Annotated in this window: 14 protein-coding genes; 12 read left to right on the top strand and 2 right to left on the bottom strand. The window is 58.6% G+C overall.

Going from position 1 to position 19,745, the window contains the following annotated elements; genetic code table 11:
- Nucleotides 1–374 precede the first annotated feature (374 nt).
- The 12 genes from bcsE (at nt 375) to K3169_RS26300 (ending at nt 16,707) form a co-directional block, all read left to right on the top strand.
- Entirely contained in the window at nt 375–1,913 is a 1,539-nt protein-coding gene (bcsE, locus tag K3169_RS26355; protein ID WP_263268849.1) for a cellulose biosynthesis protein BcsE, read from the top strand.
- Complete coding sequence (gene bcsF, locus K3169_RS26350; RefSeq protein WP_231677533.1) at nt 1,910–2,110, top strand: cellulose biosynthesis protein BcsF; 201 nt, start codon at nt 1,910–1,912, stop codon at nt 2,108–2,110. The genes bcsE and bcsF overlap by 4 nt, the downstream gene beginning before the upstream one ends.
- The gene (bcsG, locus tag K3169_RS26345; RefSeq protein ID WP_263268847.1) at nt 2,097–3,737 is read left to right on the top strand and encodes a cellulose biosynthesis protein BcsG; all 1,641 of its coding nucleotides are present in this window, start codon (nt 2,097–2,099) and stop codon (nt 3,735–3,737) included. Before bcsF ends, bcsG begins: the two co-directional genes overlap by 14 nt.
- Entirely contained in the window at nt 3,707–3,964 is a 258-nt protein-coding gene (gene bcsR, locus K3169_RS26340; RefSeq protein WP_049827026.1) for a cellulose biosynthesis protein BcsR, read from the top strand. Before bcsG ends, bcsR begins: the two co-directional genes overlap by 31 nt.
- Entirely contained in the window at nt 3,961–4,680 is a 720-nt protein-coding gene (bcsQ, locus tag K3169_RS26335) for a cellulose biosynthesis protein BcsQ (RefSeq protein WP_263268845.1), read from the top strand. The genes bcsR and bcsQ overlap by 4 nt, the downstream gene beginning before the upstream one ends.
- Nucleotides 4,677–7,271 (top strand): UDP-forming cellulose synthase catalytic subunit, encoded by a 2,595-nt coding sequence (gene bcsA, locus K3169_RS26330; protein ID WP_411567016.1) that lies wholly within the window; start codon nt 4,677–4,679, stop codon nt 7,269–7,271. Before bcsQ ends, bcsA begins: the two co-directional genes overlap by 4 nt.
- Nucleotides 7,268–9,538: a cellulose biosynthesis cyclic di-GMP-binding regulatory protein BcsB gene (bcsB, locus tag K3169_RS26325; protein WP_099268992.1), complete on the top strand. Its 2,271-nt coding sequence runs from the start codon at nt 7,268–7,270 to the stop codon at nt 9,536–9,538. Before bcsA ends, bcsB begins: the two co-directional genes overlap by 4 nt.
- Nucleotides 9,528–10,652: a cellulose synthase complex periplasmic endoglucanase BcsZ gene (gene bcsZ / locus K3169_RS26320; RefSeq protein WP_099268993.1), complete on the top strand. Its 1,125-nt coding sequence runs from the start codon at nt 9,528–9,530 to the stop codon at nt 10,650–10,652. The genes bcsB and bcsZ overlap by 11 nt, the downstream gene beginning before the upstream one ends.
- Nucleotides 10,640–14,251: a cellulose synthase complex outer membrane protein BcsC gene (gene bcsC, locus K3169_RS26315; RefSeq protein ID WP_263268842.1), complete on the top strand. Its 3,612-nt coding sequence runs from the start codon at nt 10,640–10,642 to the stop codon at nt 14,249–14,251. The genes bcsZ and bcsC overlap by 13 nt, the downstream gene beginning before the upstream one ends.
- 174 nt (nt 14,252–14,425) lie before the next feature.
- Nucleotides 14,426–14,797, top strand: a complete 372-nt coding sequence (locus tag K3169_RS26310; protein ID WP_122703529.1) for a response regulator transcription factor — start codon at nt 14,426–14,428, stop codon at nt 14,795–14,797.
- Nucleotides 14,798–15,134: 337 nt separating this feature from the next.
- Nucleotides 15,135–15,452, top strand: coding sequence for a helix-turn-helix domain-containing protein (locus K3169_RS26305; protein ID WP_122394607.1), 318 nt, complete (start codon nt 15,135–15,137; stop codon nt 15,450–15,452).
- Nucleotides 15,445–16,707 carry a type II toxin-antitoxin system HipA family toxin gene (locus tag K3169_RS26300; RefSeq protein WP_263268836.1) on the top strand — a complete coding sequence of 421 codons (1,263 nt, stop codon included), beginning with the start codon at nt 15,445–15,447 and terminating at the stop codon, nt 16,705–16,707. The genes K3169_RS26305 and K3169_RS26300 overlap by 8 nt, the downstream gene beginning before the upstream one ends.
- Nucleotides 16,708–17,225: 518 nt before the next feature.
- Here the strand turns inward: K3169_RS26300 and K3169_RS26295 are convergent.
- Nucleotides 17,226–17,879 (bottom strand): response regulator transcription factor, encoded by a 654-nt coding sequence (locus K3169_RS26295; RefSeq protein WP_263268834.1) that lies wholly within the window; start codon nt 17,877–17,879, stop codon nt 17,226–17,228.
- On the bottom strand, nt 17,869–19,395 hold the full coding sequence (locus tag K3169_RS26290; protein WP_263268832.1) for a sensor histidine kinase: 1,527 nt from the start codon (nt 19,393–19,395) through the stop codon (nt 17,869–17,871). Before K3169_RS26290 ends, K3169_RS26295 begins: the two co-directional genes overlap by 11 nt.
- Between the last annotated feature and the right edge of the window lie 350 nt (nt 19,396–19,745).

Genomic DNA, 19,745 nt, shown 5'->3' with positions numbered 1-19,745 from the left:
GAGCTGTTCTCAGGCTATGTAACAGTTTGCAACGGTTTTATATCGCCAAAAAAACGACACGCCACTACCGTTCGTCCGTTGCGCACAACAAGCTTTTCAAATTATTGACAGTGTCACTTTGATGGCACATTATTCGCGCCACACGGAATGAATGTTCACTGCCATGGCTGGTTTGTTGAAGGAATCAGATCGCGCGGTGGGGATGATCGCACTCATTTACACGCTCTGAATATTGAGGTTCGACGCGTATCAAACGCGCCGCCTTGACGAGCGCTTGCCTCGTTTTTTGTAGTTCAAAGTCTTGTAGTTCTGCCAACGTTCAGCCATTTCGGTCTGAGGGTTGCCTGTGCATTCGAATTGATGGGGTAGCGCGTTTGGGTCATGTCACATTAGCAATCCGGCAGATGCAGGATGAGAACATGCTGCTGCGCCAGGGAGGTTTGTACTGGATCGCACTGGATCTGGCATCGGATGCTGACATGCTCGCCCGACAGTTCCTGTCCGCGCTGACCGAACAGCATCTGGCCACCTTGGTCAGTACCCATATCGACCCTCAAACAGTCGTCGAATCCATGGACGCAGATTGTGGTCCGTCCGCCTTACGCCTGTTCGCTGTTCCCGGGTCGGCCCGTAAATTTCTCACGTCGCTGACGGCAGATCTGCACCGCATCAATCTTGCACGTGACAGTCATCTGGTGCTCATGTTGTCGGCTGACAGCCTGGAGAACTTCACCGGGCTGGAACTGCAACGCTGGTGTGAAAGTACCCGTCAATGGCTGGTTAAACGCAATTGCACACTGCTGGTGCTGTGCAGTGATCAGGCCCCGCAGTTGCATGAAAAACTGCTTGATCTCAACGAGCAGATTTCCGGTCTGGCGCAGCTGTATCGCCAGGACGGCGGTGTGCGTTATCAGCTCAACTACTGGCACAGCGGTTTGGGCGTCTGCGCCGCGCAGGCCTTCGATCTGAGCGTGACAGACGGTGCGTTTGCCCAGAGCAAATCGCCCTCGTCCAGCCCTTTTCAGGTGCGCACCGACGACCAACGCATTTACCTCACGCAACGTGCGGTGCTCGAGGGCACTGCACCGTTGTCGGAGCAGTGGCGTCTGTTTGAAAAGCGCAGTGACTTGCTGGAACAGGCGGCACACGCTCGTGCTGCCAGCGTCATCGTGGCGCTGGAGAGCAACAGCGAAGTCGAACCGCTTGCCCGGCAGTTGCATCATTTGCGCGACCACTGTGGCGTGGCCCTGAAAATCATTGTGCGCGAGATGGAGCCTTGCCTGCGCTACCGGGATGAGCGCCTGTTGCTGGCGTGTGGTGCCAACCTGATTGTGCCAGCCAATACTCAACTGGCGAACTTCCTGAGCATGGTCGACAGCGTGCAGGGCCTGACCTGGCACCACCGTCAGACGCCCGACTTCCAGTCGCTGTTCGAACGACTGCGCCCGCCCGCCCAGCGCGGTCTTGTGTCGCCGCAAGAATTCATCGCCTTGCTGGATCAAGTCTATAGCGGTGCCTCGGGCGAGCTGGTTCACCAACTGCTGAGCCTTCGGCCGCGAGGCGATCTGAACATTGATCAGTACCTGAACCAGATCAGCTTGCGGCGTTTTGGCGACGTAGCCTGTGTGGTCAACGGCGTGTTTTACCTGTTCCTGTTCGCCTGTCGTGGTGACGGTCTGGAACCGGCGCTGGGCAACATTTGCCGTTTACCCTGGCGAGACCTGTTCACTGAGTGCAAGTCGCTTTCTGCGGTAGACATGCTGCCGCGTCAGGACTTCCTCGACGCATCGCAGCTGCTGGAAACTTCCCGCCTTGCCACGGAGCAGGTCACAGCGGATCTGACCCAGGCCATTATCCAGGTCGGCTATGCACCGCAACGGATCACGTTGACGTTGTCGGAGCACTGCTCATGAAGTATGCCGAGCTGTTGCAGGTGATCGCGGCGAGCTGCCTGTTGACCGTGGCCTTGATGCTGGTATTGGGCCGTTTTCACCTGAGCCTCAAACTGTGGTTCCAGCGTTACTTGCCCCCGCGTTATCTGAAACCCCGCGGCGTTCGCCGACGCGTATCCGCTGCGCCGACCGTGAGTGACGCTCATGATCCATCCTGAGAGCGTCAGCGCCGCCCCGGTGCGTACCCATACTGTCTGGACCTGGCCCGGTCTGGGGCTGTGGAACCTGTATTTCATTATCAAGCTTGCGCTGCTCTGGGCTGGATACCTGAATCTGCAAATCCTGCCGAATCTGGTTTTCGCCGCCGTATTGCTGGTGCCGCTGCGCAATAGATATCTGGCGCTGTTGCGCACGGTGATTGCGATACCGGTAGGCGTAGCGTTGTTGTATCAAGACACCTGGCTTCCGCCTTTCAGTCGTTTGCTGGATCAGCCTGGCGTCCTGAACTTCACCGGTGACTACCTGCTGGAACTGGCTGGTCGCTTCATCGACTGGAACCTGTGCGGGGCGTTGCTGCTGCTGATGGTGGGGTATTTCTTCGTCCGTCAGTGGCTGCGTCTGACCACCCTGACCCTGGCCGGTTTTGCCTGGCTGGGCGGTTCGGGATTGTTGGCGATGCATGCACCCGTTCCGCAGCCGGTCAATCCAGTGGCCGGACCTGCCGCTGCCATCAGCGCTGCCGAGCCGGACAGCAAGACGCTTGATAGCTACCTGCAGAAGTTCTACAGCTCCGAGGCAGGGCGACAGGTGGCGTTTGTCCCGTCGGCATCGGCCGCCCAACCGTTCGACCTGCTATTGATCAACATCTGCTCCATGGCCTGGGATGATCTGGACGCCGTGGGCATGCGGGACAATAAGTTGCTGCAGCAGATGGACGTGGTATTCGACAACTTCAACTCGGCCACTTCCTACAGCGGTCCCGCTGCCATTCGACTGTTGCGTGCCAGCTGCGGCCAGCAGCCACACAACAAGCTATATGGCGTGGCACCCGAGCAATGCCTGTTGATGGATGATCTGCGCAAGCTGGGCTTCGACAGCGAGGTCATGCTCAATCACACCGGGCAGTTCGAAGGTTTCATGGACGAGGTTCGTGCTCAGGGATCAATGCCTGGCCCTGCAGTCAGTACGTCGGATCTCCCGCGGACGCTAGTGGGCTTTGACGGCTCGCCGGTCTTGCGTGATCGGGACGTTCTGGATAAATGGTGGAAGCACCGCGAGGGGGAGGCTGACTCCCGAGTGGCGCTGTTTTACAACACCACGACGTTGCATGACGGCAACCGCGCGCTCACTGCCGATGGCGGTACCAAAAGCGCCGAGTACAAACCCCGTGCGCAAACCCTGATCGACGACCTTGCCGCGTTCCTCAAGGAACTGGAAAAGAGCGGCCGAAGAGTGGCGGTGGTGATCGTCCCTGAGCACGGCGCGGCGTTGCATGGCGACCGGATGCAGATCGACGGCATGCGCGAAATTCCGAGCCCGTCGATTACCCATGTTCCGGTCGGCATCAAGCTGATCGGCATGGGCAAAAATCCGCGCCCGGAACCGTTGCACATCTCCGGACCAAGCAGCTACCTGGCGGTCTCGGAAATCATCTCGCGCTTGTATGCCGCCCCGCCTCAAGGGGAAGGGTTGATACCTGACTGGAAAGTGCTCCTGGCCAATCTGCCAGAGACCCCGATGGTCTCGGAAAACTCCGGAACCGTAGTACTCGACTACGCCGGCAAGCCTTACGTTCGGATCAAGGAGAAGGGCGCATGGCTGCCTTACCCGCAAAGGTTCAAGTGAAAAAGCAGGCGGTTTCGCGCAACGAGCGAGCCGATGATATTGCCCGACTTAAAGTCGAGCTGAGTCTGCCGAGCCTCGAGTATGTCGATATCTCTGCGCAGATGGAGCTGAGCCGTGCCTTGCAGCGTTGGCCTTTGCTGGTTGATCTGACGATCCCTGGCGAGCCGACGCAAGATTTGCCGGCCCATCAACCGATCCGCAAAAACAGGTTCGGGGCGCAATCGTGACCACCCTGAGCTTGCGTGGCATTCGCGGCGGCGTCGGCACCAGCTCATTGCTGGCGGCATTGGGTTATGCCCTTGAAAGCCTGGGCGAGCGCGTATTGATGATCGATATGTGCCCGGAAAACATGCTGCGCCTGCATTTCAATCTGCCCGTGGCAGAGAGTGGCGGGTGGGCCCGGGCCATGCTGGACGGTGAGGACTGGTATGGTCAGGCCTGGAGCTTGTCACCGACATTGCAGCTGTTGCCCTATGGGCAGTTGACCCATGCAGAGAGCATGCTCATCGAAGGGCAACTGATCGATGATCCGTTCCTCTGGAGTCGACGTCAGGCGAATCTGGCCATTCACTACGACTGGATCCTGTTCGACATGCCGCAACGTCTGACAGGCCACTCGACGATCGGCCCGTGTCAGTTTCCGATCCAGATCGCGCAAGCGGATGCAGCCTGTCATGTGCTCTTGCTCCAGCCGTCCGCGTCCTCGCCGTTACTGGTCAATCGTTTTGATCCCGGCAGTCAGTTGCAGCGCGACTTGCTGCTGATCTGGCGCGAGAGTCACGCATCGCGTCTTTTGCCACTCACGGTGCATGCCGATGAGGCGCTGAGTGAGTCGTTGGCGTTCAAGCAACCGGTCGGCCAATACGCACCTGACAGTCTGGCTGCCCAGGACGCTCTGAGTCTGGCGACCTGGTGCCTGACGCGCCGCGGTGAGCTGGCATGATTGCGCGCTACTTCCCTTACATGCAGCTGCGTCGCCAGTACGATTGCTATCCACCGACGGCACTCTTGCTGGCCTCTCTGATCAGCCTGAGCTGGCTGGTTTTGCGGCTGGAGTCGCCGGTCTGGCAACGGCTGCTGGAACAACGACAACGCTGGTATCCGCATCTGGCGGGCAAGCAGCCGCGTGCCGGGGATCCGTTGCGTATAGCCCTGCAAAGCCTCTGGTTGCTGCTGTTCCGGCCCTGGCCGAGCTATCGCCGCCGGGCAGTTCCGCAGTGGCTGCGCACGACCGGTCAGATTAATCGGAGCGTCTGGAAGCGCCTCGGGACTTTGCTGGATGGCTTGCCGGTACAAATGACTCAGAGCCAGTCAGTGCATGGCAGTGCCAAATGGTGGCAAACCCTGAGTGCTCGCCAGCAGCGTTGCCTGAGTTATCTCTGCGCGGCCATGGCCTTGCTGCTGGTTGCGGTGTGTATCACCGAACCTTTCAGCTATTTCTCGCAACTGTTGTTCGTGATTCTGCTGTGGGCGGTGGCGATGTTGATCCGTCGTGTGCCAGGGCGTTTTCCGACACTGCTGCTGATCATGCTGTCGGTCATTGTTTCGTGCCGTTATCTCTGGTGGCGCTACACCGCAACCCTGAACTGGGACAGCCCATTGGATCTGGCCTGCGGCGTCATGCTGCTGATCGCCGAAACCTATTCCTGGCTGGTGCTGTTGCTCGGTTATGTCCAGACCTGCTGGCCTCTGCGGCGGCCGCCCGCGCAACTGCCGCGTGACACCCGTTTATGGCCGACCGTGGATCTGCTGATCCCGACCTACAACGAGGATTTGTCCATCGTGCGCGGCACGGTGTACGCCGCACTGGGTATTGACTGGCCGCACGACAAGCTGCGTATCTCGATTCTCGATGATGGCAAGCGTGACGCGTTTCGGCTGTTTGCCGAGCAGGCGGGCGTGAACTACATCACCCGTTCCGACAACAAACACGCCAAGGCCGGCAACCTCAATCATGCGTTGCAGCAGCTCGATGGCGAGCTGGTGGCGATATTCGATTGCGATCACGTGCCGGTTCGCTCCTTCCTGCAACTGACCGTTGGCTGGTTCCTGCGCGACCCGAAGCTGGCGCTGGTACAGACGCCGCATCACTTTCTTTCGCCTGACCCTTTCGAGCGCAACCTCGACACCTTCCGGCAGCGCCCCAACGAAGGTGAGCTGTTTTACGGCCTCGTCCAGGATGGCAACGACATGTGGAACGCCGCGTTCTTTTGCGGCTCATGCGCTGTACTGCGTCGTTCTGCCCTTGATGACATCGGCGGTTTTGCTGTGGAAACCGTTACCGAAGACGCGCATACCGCCTTGCGACTGCATCGCCAGGGCTGGAACTCGGCCTATGTGCGGATTCCTCAGGCCGCGGGGCTGGCAACTGAAAGCCTGTCGGCGCACATCGGTCAGCGGATTCGCTGGGCGCGGGGCATGGCGCAGATTTTTCGCACGGACAATCCATTGCTGGGCAAGGGGCTGACGATCTTTCAGCGGATCTGTTATGCCAACGCCATGCTGCACTTTCTGGCGGGCCTGCCGCGGCTGGTATTTCTCACCGCCCCCTTGGCATTCCTCCTGCTGCACGCCTACATCATCTATGCCCCCGCACTGATGATCGTTCTGTACGTGATCCCGCACATGGTCCATGCCAGCCTGACCAACTCCAGAATGCAGGGCGAACATCGTCTGACCTTCTGGGGCGAAGTCTATGAAACCGTGCTCGCCTGGTACATCGCACGGCCTACGACTGTGGCGTTGTTCAACCCGAAGAAAGGCAAGTTCAACGTGACCGCCAAAGGTGGGTTGATGAGCGAGAACCAGTTCGACTGGGGGATCGCACGGCCTTACCTGGTGCTGGCGGCGCTCAATGTTCTTGGCCTGGGCTTTGCGGTGTGGCGTTTGTTTACCGGCCCGTCGAATGAGGTCGGCACGATTCTGGTCAGCATGCTCTGGGTGCTCTACAACCTGCTGATTGTCGGCGCTGCGGTGGCGATTGCTGCCGAGGTGCGTCAGGTGCGTGAAACCCATCGCGTCCAGGCCCAATTGCCTGCCGCCGTGCGTTTGCCGAACGGACGTTTCTACCCCGGCATGCTGGTGGACTACTCCGACGGTGGCGCAGGCATCGAGCTGGACGCGCAACTGAGTTTGCCAATGGGCGAGCGGGTCAGCTTGTTGATGCAGCGTGGCGAGCGCGAGTTTCTGTTCTCCGGGATTGTCAGTCGCAGCCACAAGAACTTCATCGGTATCTCGCTTAACGAACTGTCTGCGCAACAGAAAATCGATTACGTGCAATGCACCTTTGCTCGCGCTGATGCGTGGTTGAACTGGAGCGAAGATTTCACCCCTGATCGTCCGCTGCACAGTTTCATTGATGTACTGAGCCTGGGCGCTCGCGGTTATTACCGTCTTTATCAGTACCTGCCTGCCTGGCTGCGTGCGATTACGCGCCCCTTTGTAACGACGTGTGCGTGGCTGCTCAGCTACGTGCCGCGCTTTGCCAAATCCGAACCTTATTCCTCATCCTCCCGATCGGTAAGTGCCCCATGAGTCGCTCTTTTAATCTCACCCTGGCGAGTCTGCTGTGGGTGGCCATGACCTGTGCCCAAGCCGGGACTGCTGTGGTTTCCACTCCGGACCTCACGGTGGCGGGCGCGACGCCAGGCTGGGATGTCACTCGCAGCTTTTTGCAACTGGGCCGCCCCGCGGACAGCCTTTTGCTGGGTACGCACACTACCGATCAGTTCGAGTTCACCATGCGCCGCGACCGCATCGCCAGCGATGCCAGTTTGCAACTCGAATACACCCCTTCGCCGGCGCTACTGCCGACGCTGTCGCACTTGAGGGTTTACCTCAATGACGTATTGATGAGCGTCATCCCGATTGAAAAGGATCAACTGGGCAAAAAAGTGGTTCGTCCGGTTCAGCTTGATCCCCGGTTGATCACCGACTTCAATCGGGTCCGGCTGGAGTTTGTAGGGCACTACACCGATATCTGTGAGGAACCGTCCAACACTGCGCTGTGGGTCAGCATTGGACGCAACAGCCAGATCGCGTTGAGAGAGCAGGCGTTGATCGTCAAAAACGATCTGTCTTACTTCCCGATGCCTTTCTTCGATGCCCGTGGGTATGAAAAACCGGTATTGAACATGGTGTTCGCTGCTGCACCTACGCTGGGCGAACAGCGCGCTGCCGGGATTCTGGCCTCGTATTTCGGCAGCCTGTCTTCATGGCGCGCCATGACCTTCCCGGTACTGTCGGATCAGTTGCCTGCTGCCAGCGCGGGTCAAGTGACGTCATCCGTTGTGTTTGCCACCAACACCCATCGTCCGGCGTTTCTGGCGGACCTGGAGAAATTCCCGGCGGTGGATGCGCCCGTGGTGCAGGTGATCGACAACCCTGACGATCGCTTCAGCAAGGTTTTGCTGGTGCTGGGACGTGACGACGCGGACCTGGTCACCGCCGCTCAGGCGCTGGCGTTGGGCGGCGATCTGTTTCGTGGCGAGCGCGTGGTCATCGACAAGCTGCAACAGATCAAGCCCCGCGTGCCCTACGACGCGCCAAACTGGATGCGCACTGATCGCCCGGTACGTTTTGCCGAGTTGATCAAGTACCCCGAGCAGTTGCGCGTCAGCGGTCTGCAACCGCTGCCGATCAGCCTGGACATCAACCTGCCGCCTGACCTGTTCGTCTGGCGCAATCAGGGTATCCCGCTGCAAACCAAATACCGCTACACGCCGCCCGCGTACAACGATGGTTCGCGCCTCAACATCAGCCTCAACAACCAGTTCATTACCAGCCTGCCATTGCAGGTCAACAGTAATGACCGGCTTGAAGAGTTACGCCTTGCGGTGATGTCCAGCGAGTCAGCCAACGTCAATGAAAACCTCTCGGTTCCGGCCCTCAAGATCGGTGACCGCAATACCCTGAAGTTTAATTTCAGTTTCGCGACGACCAACAGCGGCTCCCAGCGTGACCGCTGCCAGACATCGTTGCCGGTGGACACCCAGGCGGTCATCGATGACCAGTCGACCATCGACATGTCGGGTTACCACCATTACATGGCGATGCCTGATCTGGCGGCCTTTGCGCGCAGTGGTTTCCCCTACAGCCGTATGGCGGATCTGTCCGAAACCATGGTGCTGTTGCCGTCCCGGCCAAGTGCCGTACAACTGAGCACTTACCTGGAAGCGGTCGCAGGAATTTCGGCACGTTCGGGCTTGCCCGCCCTGAACCTCAAACTCAGCGATAACTGGGAAGAGGCGTCCAGATACGACGCGGACCTGCTGGTGCTCGGCTCGTTCGCCCCGGATATGCGCGACAACCACGACATGAATCTGCTGCTGGATCGCTCCCGTAACTGGTTGCTCAAGGCTAACCAGCAAGGCCCAGGTTATGCAGCCATAAAGGGTGAGGGGAACCCGGTTGCCAGCCGTGTCGAAGTCTCGGCTCAGGGCCCGATTGCTGCAATCGTCGGCTTGCAGTCGCCTTACCATGACCAGCGCAGCGTTGTTGCACTGCTGGCCACCACCGATGCTGACTTCAGCCTGCTGCGCGAGACGCTTAACGACAGCGGCAAGATGGACGCTGTGTCTGGCTCGGTCGCCTTGATCCGCAGCAGTGGCGTCAGCAGCCAGGCAGTTGGCGATCAGTATTTCGTCGGTGAGCTACCGTGGTGGCTGATGCTCTGGTTCAAGCTTTCCGAGCATCCCGTGCTGTTGGCCTTCATGGCGGTGGGCGGCGTGTTGCTCAGTGCGTTCCTGGTATGGCGCATGTTGCAGTGGGCGGCTCGTCGCCGTCTGGCTTATGAGGAATAAGTCAGTGAACGGGGTCGGTTTTTTGTTGGCCACCGTTGCTTTGTCATTTCTGACTCAGGAGGCCGAAGGTGCGCCTGCGTGTAACTGGCCCGCATGGGAGAGTTACAGGCAGCACCTTATCAGCGCTGATGGCCGGGTCATCGACCGCTCCTCCGCGCAGCAGATCACCACGTCGGAAGGGCAGAGCTACGGACTGTTTTTCGCCTTGGTGGCCAACGACCGGGAAAGCTTTGAGCGGTTGCTGAACTGGACGCGCGACAACCTCGCAGGCGGTGATCTCGACGATCATCTGCCAGCCTGGAAATGGGGCCTCAGCGCGCAAGGCAAGTGGCAGGTGCTCGACAGCAACAATGCCAGTGACTCGGATTTGTGGATCGCGTACAGCCTGCTGGAAGCGGGACGGCTCTGGCGCAGGCCTGATTACCTGCAATTGGGTAACCATCTGCTGTGGCGCAGTGCCGCGCAGACCTTGCGCAAGCTGCCGGGTCTGGGGTTGATGCTGCTGCCGGGAGACAAAGGTTTTGAGTCGCCCCAAGGTTGGCGTCTGAACCCCAGCTATACGCCGCCGCAACTGTTGGCTCGCTTTGCGCTGATCGCCCCCGTCTGGGATGAGGTGGCAAAAAACGCCCGGCGTCTGTGGATCGAAGGCTCGCCAAAAGGCTTCGCTCCAGACTGGTTGGTGTGGCAAGCGGGGCAAGGCGCAGAGGCCCAGGAGCACGGAGCAAAAGGCAGTTACGACGCCATTCGTGTCTACCTCTGGCTGGGGATGCTGGCGTCCGATGCGCCGGAGCGTGCTTCGTTGCTCGCGCACTTCAAACCCATGATCGACGCCACCAGACAACGGGGTTTTGTGCCTGAGCAGGTCGCCGTCGTTACTGGTGAGTCCACTGGCACGGGGCCTGCCGGTTTTTCGGCGGCCCTTCTGCCGTTGCTGGCCGACGACAGTGCTGCATTGAGTGCCCAGCGTGAGCGACTGCGTACCGCGCCGCCGTTGGCTGACGCTTATTACAGCCAGTCGCTGTTGATGTTCGGCCAAGGCTGGGACGAACAGCGGTATCGATTCGATAAGGACGGACGTTTGCAGCCAGCCTGGACATCGTCATGCAAACAGTGAATCCACCACCCGTTTCCGGCTACCGGCTGCTGCCCAAAGGTGCACTCAAGGCTCTGGCGATGTGCGGCGCATTATCCTTGTCCTGCTGGTATGGCACGGCGCTCAGCGCAACCGTAGCGCCTGCACCTCAGGATCAACAGCAGTGGCTGCTGCAACAGGCGCGTATCGGCGAAGCCTTGTATCGCGACGATCTGGTGCGTGATGCCCTGGCGAGGCTGGAGCTGATTGATCCCAATCATCCGCAGGTTCTGGTGGGCAAGGTTCGCCAGGCACTGGCTGATAAAAGTGCGCCGCTAAATACCGCCTGGATTGAGCAACTCATGGCCCGTTTGCGTCAGCAGGGGCCCGACTCGGCGGCGCTGCGTCAGGCAAACGCGCTGATCCGGCTTAACAGCTCGGAAGGTGCGGGGCAGTTACAGCAAGCGCGGTTGTTTGCTGCTGCCGGACGTTTCGATCAAGCGAGTGAGGCCTTTGAACAACTGTTCGGCAAAGAGCCGCCGGACTTGCCTTCTGCGCTGGAATACTGGAGCGCCCGTAGTCGCATCAGCGGCCAGCGGGCCGCCGTCATCGAGCATTTGAAAGACCTTGATCGCGACTACCCGGGCAATGCCAGCGTGCGGCAGATGCTGGTCGGCCTGTTATTTGCCGAAGGTCGTAACGATCAGGCGCTGGCGGTGCTGCATCAATTGGCAGCTGATCCTCAGGCGAGCAACAATGCCGCAGAGCGGGAATTCATCTACCTGAACACCTTGCCGGTGAGCCCTGAAACGGCCCGAAACTGGCAGGTCTTTCTCGATTACTACCCTTATTCGTCGTTCAGAAAGGAAGCTACCCAGCGGCTGGCCGAACAGCAACGACTGCTTGCCGATCCCGCATGGCAGGCGGGGGCCCAGGCCAAGCGTCTGCTGGAACGAGACAAGGGCACTGACAGCGCCCAGGCCGAAGTGCTGTTGCGGCGCGCCGTTAAAGCCTATCCGCAAGATTCGAGTCTGTATGGTGCCTTGGGCACATCGTTGATGCGCCAGGATAAATACCCGGCAGCACTTGAGGCGTTTTCCACTGCGCTGACCAAAGAACAAGACACCTATTACATCAGCAAATGGCAGGACCTGCAGTTGCTGACCCGCAACTGGATGATCCTTCAGCAAGGCGACGAAGCCTTGCAGCGCAAGGATTACGTGAAGGCGCGCAAGGCGTACCAGCAGGCACGAATTCTCAATCCCAAGGCTGCCGCACCCTTGATGGGCCTGGCAGCCGTGGCCCTTGGCGAGGCCGATGATATCGGTGCCGAGGCGCTGTTACTGCAAGCACGCAAGGCTGAACCAAACAACACCAGCGTGCTGCGCGCACTGGTGCGCTTGTACCGTGGGCAGTCGAGTGCCAAAGTCGAAGCGTTTCTCGACAGCTTGCCCGCCAGTAACCAATCCGAGTTCGCCGCCTTGCGCCAGAGCTTTGAAATCGAGCGTTTGAACCTGCAGGCCGATGTGTTCAGCGAACGTTCCGATTGGGCGCAATTGGTGCTGGTGCTGAAAAAAATCCGTCAATTGGACCCGGATAATCCGTGGCTGACCTATCGCCTTGCAGCAGCCGAAATCGCATTGGGTAAACCGGTCGAAGCGGATGACGCGTTTCGCCAACTGCTGGCCCGTCAAGGCAGCAATCCTGAAGCGCGTTACGCACACGGTCTGTATCTGGCCAACCTGAATCGCGACAGCGACGTACTGAGCAGTCTCGGCCAGATTCCCGCGAAGGCCTGGACGGACAACATGCGCGAGCTGGCCGCGCGGATCAAACGCAGGCAATTGCTGGCCCAGGCGCAGCAGTTGCGTGATGCCGGGCGCGAGCCGCAGGCCATTGCATTGTTGCGGGCCAATCCGACTCTGGACGATTTCGCCACGCTGGCCGATTGGGCCATGCAGCGCGGGGACTATCCCGAGGCCGAAAGCGATTACCGCAAAGTGCTCAAGGCCGATCCTGAAAATGCCGAAGCGCAGTTGGGGCTGATCGAAGTGCAGATTGCAACGGCGCGCACGCCCCAGGCAGACGCAGCGCTGAACAGCATCGTCGTGACCCCGGCCGCTTCGGTGAGCTGGCAACGCCGTCTGGCCAACGCATGGGCCGCCGTGGGTGAAAAAGACAAGGCCAATGCGATCTTTGCCCAACTGCTGAAAACCCCACAGACCGATCCTTTGTTGTACCGCGATGCTGCCCGCCTGATGGCTAAGGATCATCCGCAACGGGCACTGGATAATTACGCCCGCAGCATGGCCTCGGCTGGCTTGATTTCACCTGCGCAAGGCAGTCCGCGGGACAACCTGGCAATGACTGGGGCCAGCCGTGCCAAGGACGCCGATGACTGGTTGCCACGCAGTCTGCGCAGCGAAGTCGATGAGCTCTATAAACAGCAGAATCCAACGGTCAATGTGTACCGCGATTTTGCCTGGCGCACCGACAATACCGCGCCGGGGATTTCCGACCTTACTACCCAGACCACTATTTTGCGCATCGACTCCCCCTTTGCCGCGGGGCAGGGTTTTGTGCAGGCCGAGCAGGTCGATCTGCAGGCCACTGCTTTCGACACCGATGCCGACGGCCTGCACCGGGAGGCATTCGGCACCTGTGCGGTTCAGTTTCGAGACCGAACCACCGGGGCGCTGGTCGCCAACGGCTGTCGCAGCACCTCACAAAGTACCTCCGGGCCGAGCCTGGCGGTGGGCTGGAAAAACGCTCAGTGGGCCGTTGATCTGGGTCATACGCCACAAGGCTTCGAAGTCGGCAACTGGCTGGGTGGCGTCGCCTACAGCAGCGATTGGCAATCCATCGGCTGGACCCTGACCGCCTCGCGTCGTCCGGTGAGCAACTCCGTCGTGTCCTACGCAGGTGCTGTCGATCCTGTGACCGGAACCCGCTGGGGCGGTGTGACCAGCAATGGGCTGACACTGAGCCTAAGCCATGACGAAGGTGGCGTTGACGGCGTATGGGCCAGCTTTGGCAGCCATTGGTTGCGTGGTACCAACGTGGTCGACAATCAGCGGCTCTCGGCAATGACCGGCTATTACTACCGTTTGATGGACCGTGCCGACGAGCGCATGCGCACCGGCCTGACCTTGATGTACTGGGGCTACGACAAGGACTTGAGTGAATACACACTGGGGCAGGGTGGTTACTACAGCCCGCAGCAGTACTATTCGATCGGTGTGCCGTTCAGTTATGCCTGGCGCAATGCCAACTGGTCCGTTCAGCTGGACAGCTCAGTGGGCTGGTCCTTCTCGAAAACCGACAGCAGCGATCTGTATCCGCTGGATGGCCCGGCTGGCAAGTTCTTCAGCCAGGCTTCGGACGCCGGACTGGATATCGATGGCAGTACCACGCTGACCAAGGCCGCGAGCAGTAGCTCTGGCGCAAGTGTTCGCTTGCAGGCATCGCTTGAACGACGTTTGAGTGACCACCTGGTGCTTGGCTCAGGCGTCGCACTGCAACACAGCGAAGGTTATGCGCCGAGTCGCGCCATGCTTTATCTGCGTTACACCTTCGATGTGTGGCAAGGCAATCTGCCGATGCCTATTGAAGCCGTAACGCCATACGCAGATATGCGCTGACAAATCGTCGGGCGCAATCACTGTCCACACGGTCAGTATTTCGCCCGTCGGTCGCTTTAAACCGTGCTTTATACGTGGGTATGATTTCAGGAACGTGCCTTGCTGGTTACCGTGCAGGCCATGAGTGCGCAGATCATCGGCACTTCTACTCATGGCTATTGAAGGTAACTGGTTTTGGCTAAATCCCCGGTGATCGCGGTCGTCGATGACGACACCGCAGTCCGCACTGGCATCGACAGTCTTGTTCGCTCTCTGGGTTTCGTCGCGTGCCTGTTCGCCTCGGCCGAGGAGTTCCTGATCTCGCCCTTTCTGAAAACGGCTGATTGCCTCATCACCGACGTGCAAATGCCCGGCATGAGTGGTGTTGAGTTGCACGAGCACCTGACGCGTCAGGGTCTGCAGATCCCCACTATCTTCATCACCGCCTTCCCCGAAGAGTCCATACGCAAACGCGCCATGACCGGCAGCGCCGTGGGCTTTCTGAGCAAACCGTTTAACGCCCAGAGGCTGATCGACTGCATCGAGTCGACGTTTCCTGCGGTTTGATTCCCGATAAATGAAACGCTGTCGCATCGTAAACATTGGACTGTAGGAGTGAGCTTGCTCGCGATAGCGGAAGACCTGTTAAGAAATTACCGTCTGGGCTGACGCTATCGCGAGCAAGCTCACTCCTGCAGGGTCCGTGTTTGCTGTACCACAGCGCGGCCTCTGGACGGGACGCCCATACAGGAAACACCCTCGCTATGATATTTCAATATCAATATATTGTGGTTTATATTTGATTTATGGATTTAAAAACAAAAATAAGGGAATTAAGTATTGATAAGGCCGAGGCTAGTCTATAGTTTCAAGTTCCATGCAGCACCCAGCACCGGAAGACGTTATGTTGGATTTAAGCTTCAGCAAGCCGAGTGAGATTGTTAAACGACTCTGTGAGCGTCTGCGCACGGAGCGTCTTGCTCAACAGATGACGCAAGCTGACGTGGCCGGTCGCGCCGGTGTGGCGACCAATACCGTTGCCAATCTTGAAGCCGGACGCAATGTCGGGTTCGAGAGTCTTGTTCGTGTCGCGATGGTGCTTGGGCGAAGCAAGGAACTTGAAGGGCTGTTCTTGCCAAAGCTGGACAGCCTCGAAGATATCCACCGATACGAAAGCACTGCGCATCGTCATCGGGTGAGAGGGAAGTCCGGCGATGCTTGAGCAAATCAACGTCTACTACAACGGCTGGGGTGAGCGCTGGTTATGGGGCACGCTTGTGTCTACAACGGCTATCACCGGTCGCCCACAGATTGTTTTTGAGTACAGCAATGAGGCTCGGGGCAAAGGCCTGGAGTTATCGTCCTACACCCTTCCGTTAGAGGGTGCACGCCTGCGTCGAGGATTTGCGTCACACCAGTTCGGTCTGCCAGGTCCTGTCTATGACTCATTGCCGGATGGTTGGGGCATGCTGCTTATGGACAGGTTGTTCAAACGCCGCGGCCTCAATGTCGCACGTATCGGACCGCTAGAGCGGCTGGCTTATATTGGCAGCCATGCCATGGGCGCAATGTCGTTTGAACCCGTGGCTCCCGAGGCGCTGGAGCCGAAAGTGCATATCCCCCTTGAGCTGCTTGCGTCTGAGATTCAGGACGTTCTCAATGGCGAAGGCGGGGATTTTCTGCAGACGCTGCTGTTGGTGGGGGGCTCGCCTCAAGGTGCCAGACCCAAGGCGCTGGTCTATCGCGATCCTCAGAGCGGAGCCTTCACCACTGCTGCGGACAGCCCGGGTCTGGAAGCCTGGTTGATCAAATTCCCCGCAAAAGACGAACACCGGGAGGTATGCGCTATCGAGATGGTCTACGCCGAATGCCTCCGCATGTGCGGCATCCAGACCCCCGAGACGCAGCACTTTAGTCTGCCCAATGGCCTGGCAGCCTTCGCGAGCAAACGTTTTGATCGTATAGACGGCCAGCGTGTGCCCATGCAGAGCCTTGCGGCTTTTACCGGAGCGGATTACACGTCTCCAGGTGCGCTGGACTATGTCAACTTTTTGCGGGCAACGCAGATGTGCACCAATGATGTACGGGAGAAAGCTATTGCCTTCCGGCGTGCCGTTTTCAATATTGCGTTCAACAACCGCGACGACCATCCGAAAAACTTCGCCTATGTCATGTCATCGTCAGGTACATGGCGACTCGCACCTGCCTACGACGTCACTTTTTGTGAGGGGCCTGGCGGTTATCACCAGATGGACGTGATGGGCGAGGCGTTGGCAATCGACCGGAATGCGCTACTCAACCTTGCAGACGAAGCAGAAGTTTCAGTAGATATCGCGGGCGAGATTATTGAGAGCATTGGCGGCATCGCCAGCCAGTTTTCGGCTATCGCCGAGCGTGTATGCCCAGGCATGATCACCCCGGACACTCTGCATACGATACAAAGTCGGATCAACGAGAATGTGGACTTGCTGCGTTAGCCGATATCGCTGTTTTCACGCAATCTTGCAGGCGAAAATCCTTTGGGGAGATTCTATGTGGCCTGCAAACACTAATTCGCGAACGGTCCGGTACATTCGATGTATCTGTGTCGCCAGGAATGCCGCCTTCCCGAATGAATTCGGTCCCACAGGCTCTTCATGAACCTGAAACCGTACGAAAATCCGTGGGAGCGAATTTATTCGCGAAGGGTCCGGTACATTCGATGTATCTGTGTCGCCAGGAATGCCGCCTTCCCGAATGAATTCGGTCCCACAGGCTCTTCATGAACCTGAAGCCGTACGAAAATCCGTGGGAGCGAATTTATTCGCGAAGGGTCCGGTACATTCGATGTAGCTGTGTCGTCAGGAATGCCGCCTTCCCGAATGAATTCGGTCCCACAGGCTCTTCATGAACCTGAAGCCGTACGAAAATCCGTGGGAGCGAATTTATTCGCGAAGGGTCCGGTACATTGGATGTATCTGTGCCGTCAGGAATGCGGCCCAGACCAGGTACCACATCACTTCCCCAACTCCAGCGTCTCGGCCATGCGCACCAGCTCCGCAAATGACTTTGCGTTCATTTTCTTCATGGCATGCCCGCGGTGGATTTTGACGGTGATTTCGCTCAGGCCTATTTCACCGGCGATCTGTTTGTTCATCAGGCCTGAAGCCGCCAGGGCCATGATCTCTTTCTCGCGTGGCGTCAGAGTTTCGAAACGAGTGCGTATTTCATGGACGTTCCTGTTGGCCTGCCGACCGCTTTTGTCTTTTTCCAGCGCCGCAGACACTGCGTTCAGCAAGTCCTGCTCACGGAACGGTTTGGCCAGGAAGTCTACGGCACCCGCTTTCATGGCGCGTACCGTCATGGCGATGTCGCCGTGGCCGGTCATGAACACAATGGGCAGGTCGATGTTGGCGCGCACCAGTTCGTTCTGGAAATCCAGACCGCTGGTGCCTTGCAGGCGAACATCGAGTACCAGGCAACTGGGTACATCCGGCCGCTGAAACTGAGTGAAGTCGACCACGGAAGGGAACGTCTCGACCCGTAGGCCGATGGAGCGCAGCAGGCTGCTCAACGCATCGCGCAGGGCTGCGTCGTCATCAACGATGAAAACGATCGGATCGTGGCTGATTTTGACAGCGCTCAGGTTCATCGGATGGTCATCGTTCATGAGGAGGCTCTGGTTCTCCGGGGAGGGCGAAAAGCAGCACTGCCCCTTCGCCAAGCTTGCTCTGGGCCCAGATCCTGCCGCCGTGTGCGTCGATGATCGAGCGGCAGATAGACAATCCCATTCCCATGCCTTCAGGTTTTGTAGTGAAAAACGCATTGAACAGACGTCCCATGTCGTCGGGCTGAATACCCGGCCCACTGTCGCGCACCTCTACCACTACTTCATTTTGCGACTCATGGTGCAAGCGCACGCTCATCTTGCGTAGCGAGCCCTGATTGCCGCCCATGGCCTGTATACCGTTGATCAACAGATTGACCAGTACTTGCTGCAACTGAATGCGGTCGCCCATGACCCTGGGTACATCGCGGGCGATGTCCTGCACCAGTTCGACCCGGGCGCGTTGGATTTCCCGAGCGACCAGACTCACTGAGTCCTCGATGATTTCCCGCAAGTCCACGGGGGCTCTTTGCGGGTCGGCTTTACGCGACAAGGCGCGAATACGCCGGATCACTTCACTGGCCCTGAAGGTTTCACTGAGAATGCGCTCCAGTGCCTGCGCGGCTTCGGTGATATCCGGTTCTCTGCGATTGAGCCAGCGCAGCGACGCTTCGGCGTTGGTCGTGACCGCCGCCAGAGGTTGATTCACTTCATGAGCAATCGAGGCGGTCAGTTCGCCCAGGGTCGTGACGCGGGTGACATGGGCCAGTTCGGTCTGTGAGCGGTGCAGCGCTTCTTCGGCCTGCCTGGACGCGGTCACGTCCATCAAGGCCCCGACGTATTCGCAGTTGCCGTCCTGATCGTGGGTCAGGTGCGCGAGCATGTGCAGATGTTTGATGCGTCCGTCAGGCATCAGCAGACGGTGCTCGACGCTCAGGTCAGGGGTCAGTTTTCGGGCCTGGGCAATGCAATCCAGCACGAGGGCCAGGTCATCGGGATGGGTTCTTTGCAGGACACGGTCTATGGACGCGTGAGCACCCGCTTCGTACTCGAAAATCCGCTGAGTTTCTTCCGACCAGTGCATCTCCAGATCAGGCACCCGAAAGCCGACGCTGCCGGTCCGGCTCAGACGCTGGGCATCAATCAGAAAAGCTTCGCTGCGACGCAATGCCTGATGCGCCTCGGCGAGCAGGCAGACCTGCTCCTGTAACCGGTCATTGACCGCCTTGTTGCTGCGCGCCAGCACAGTGGTAATTCCGATTGCGGCGATGCTCACCAGGCAACGGGCGACCGCGGGTAACTCGGCGTCCTGGCCGTGGGTCAGCAAAAAGGAAGTGATCGTCAGAAACAGGCAGCTCAAGGCGACGATAGTCAAACCATGGCGACTGAAAATGTTCACCGACAACAGAATGACCATGACATAAAGCACCGCCACCGCAACGTCCAGTGAAGTCACCGTATCGATGATGAACACCGCAGTGGTAATGGCGACAGCGCCCAGGCGAAGCAATAAGGATGAAGCGCGGGCGTTGGGGGCTGCAGCGGCATGCCCGGCAGGCAACGTAGCGGGTGTATTCATTGGAACGCATCATGTCCTTGAATGCTGGCCGACAACCGCACTGGACAGCTTCTGATCCTTGAATGGGCGCAACGGAAAAACAACGACGACCGCGTGCCAGTGTGGGACGAATTTTAAGCGGCGCCGTTGTTTCAACCTATAGTCAGAATGGTTATTTTTGGAACGCTTGTGCTTTTGCTTGAGCTTCAGCGGGCAGTAATGGCCCGTTGAAGACCCACGAATGTTTGAATCGTGAAATTTTTAAAGGGCCAATTCTCTGGCCGGTTAATTGCAGATTTATCTGCCACTGCCGATGTATGAATACATGACCACAGGTAATGCAGTGTCTGTGATGTTGCGTGAGCGAATGA

It is taken from the genome of Pseudomonas phytophila, from assembly GCF_025643095.1.
GTDB lineage: Bacteria > Pseudomonadota > Gammaproteobacteria > Pseudomonadales > Pseudomonadaceae > Aquipseudomonas > Aquipseudomonas quasicaspiana.
This window is presented reverse-complemented; position numbering and strand designations above follow the sequence as displayed.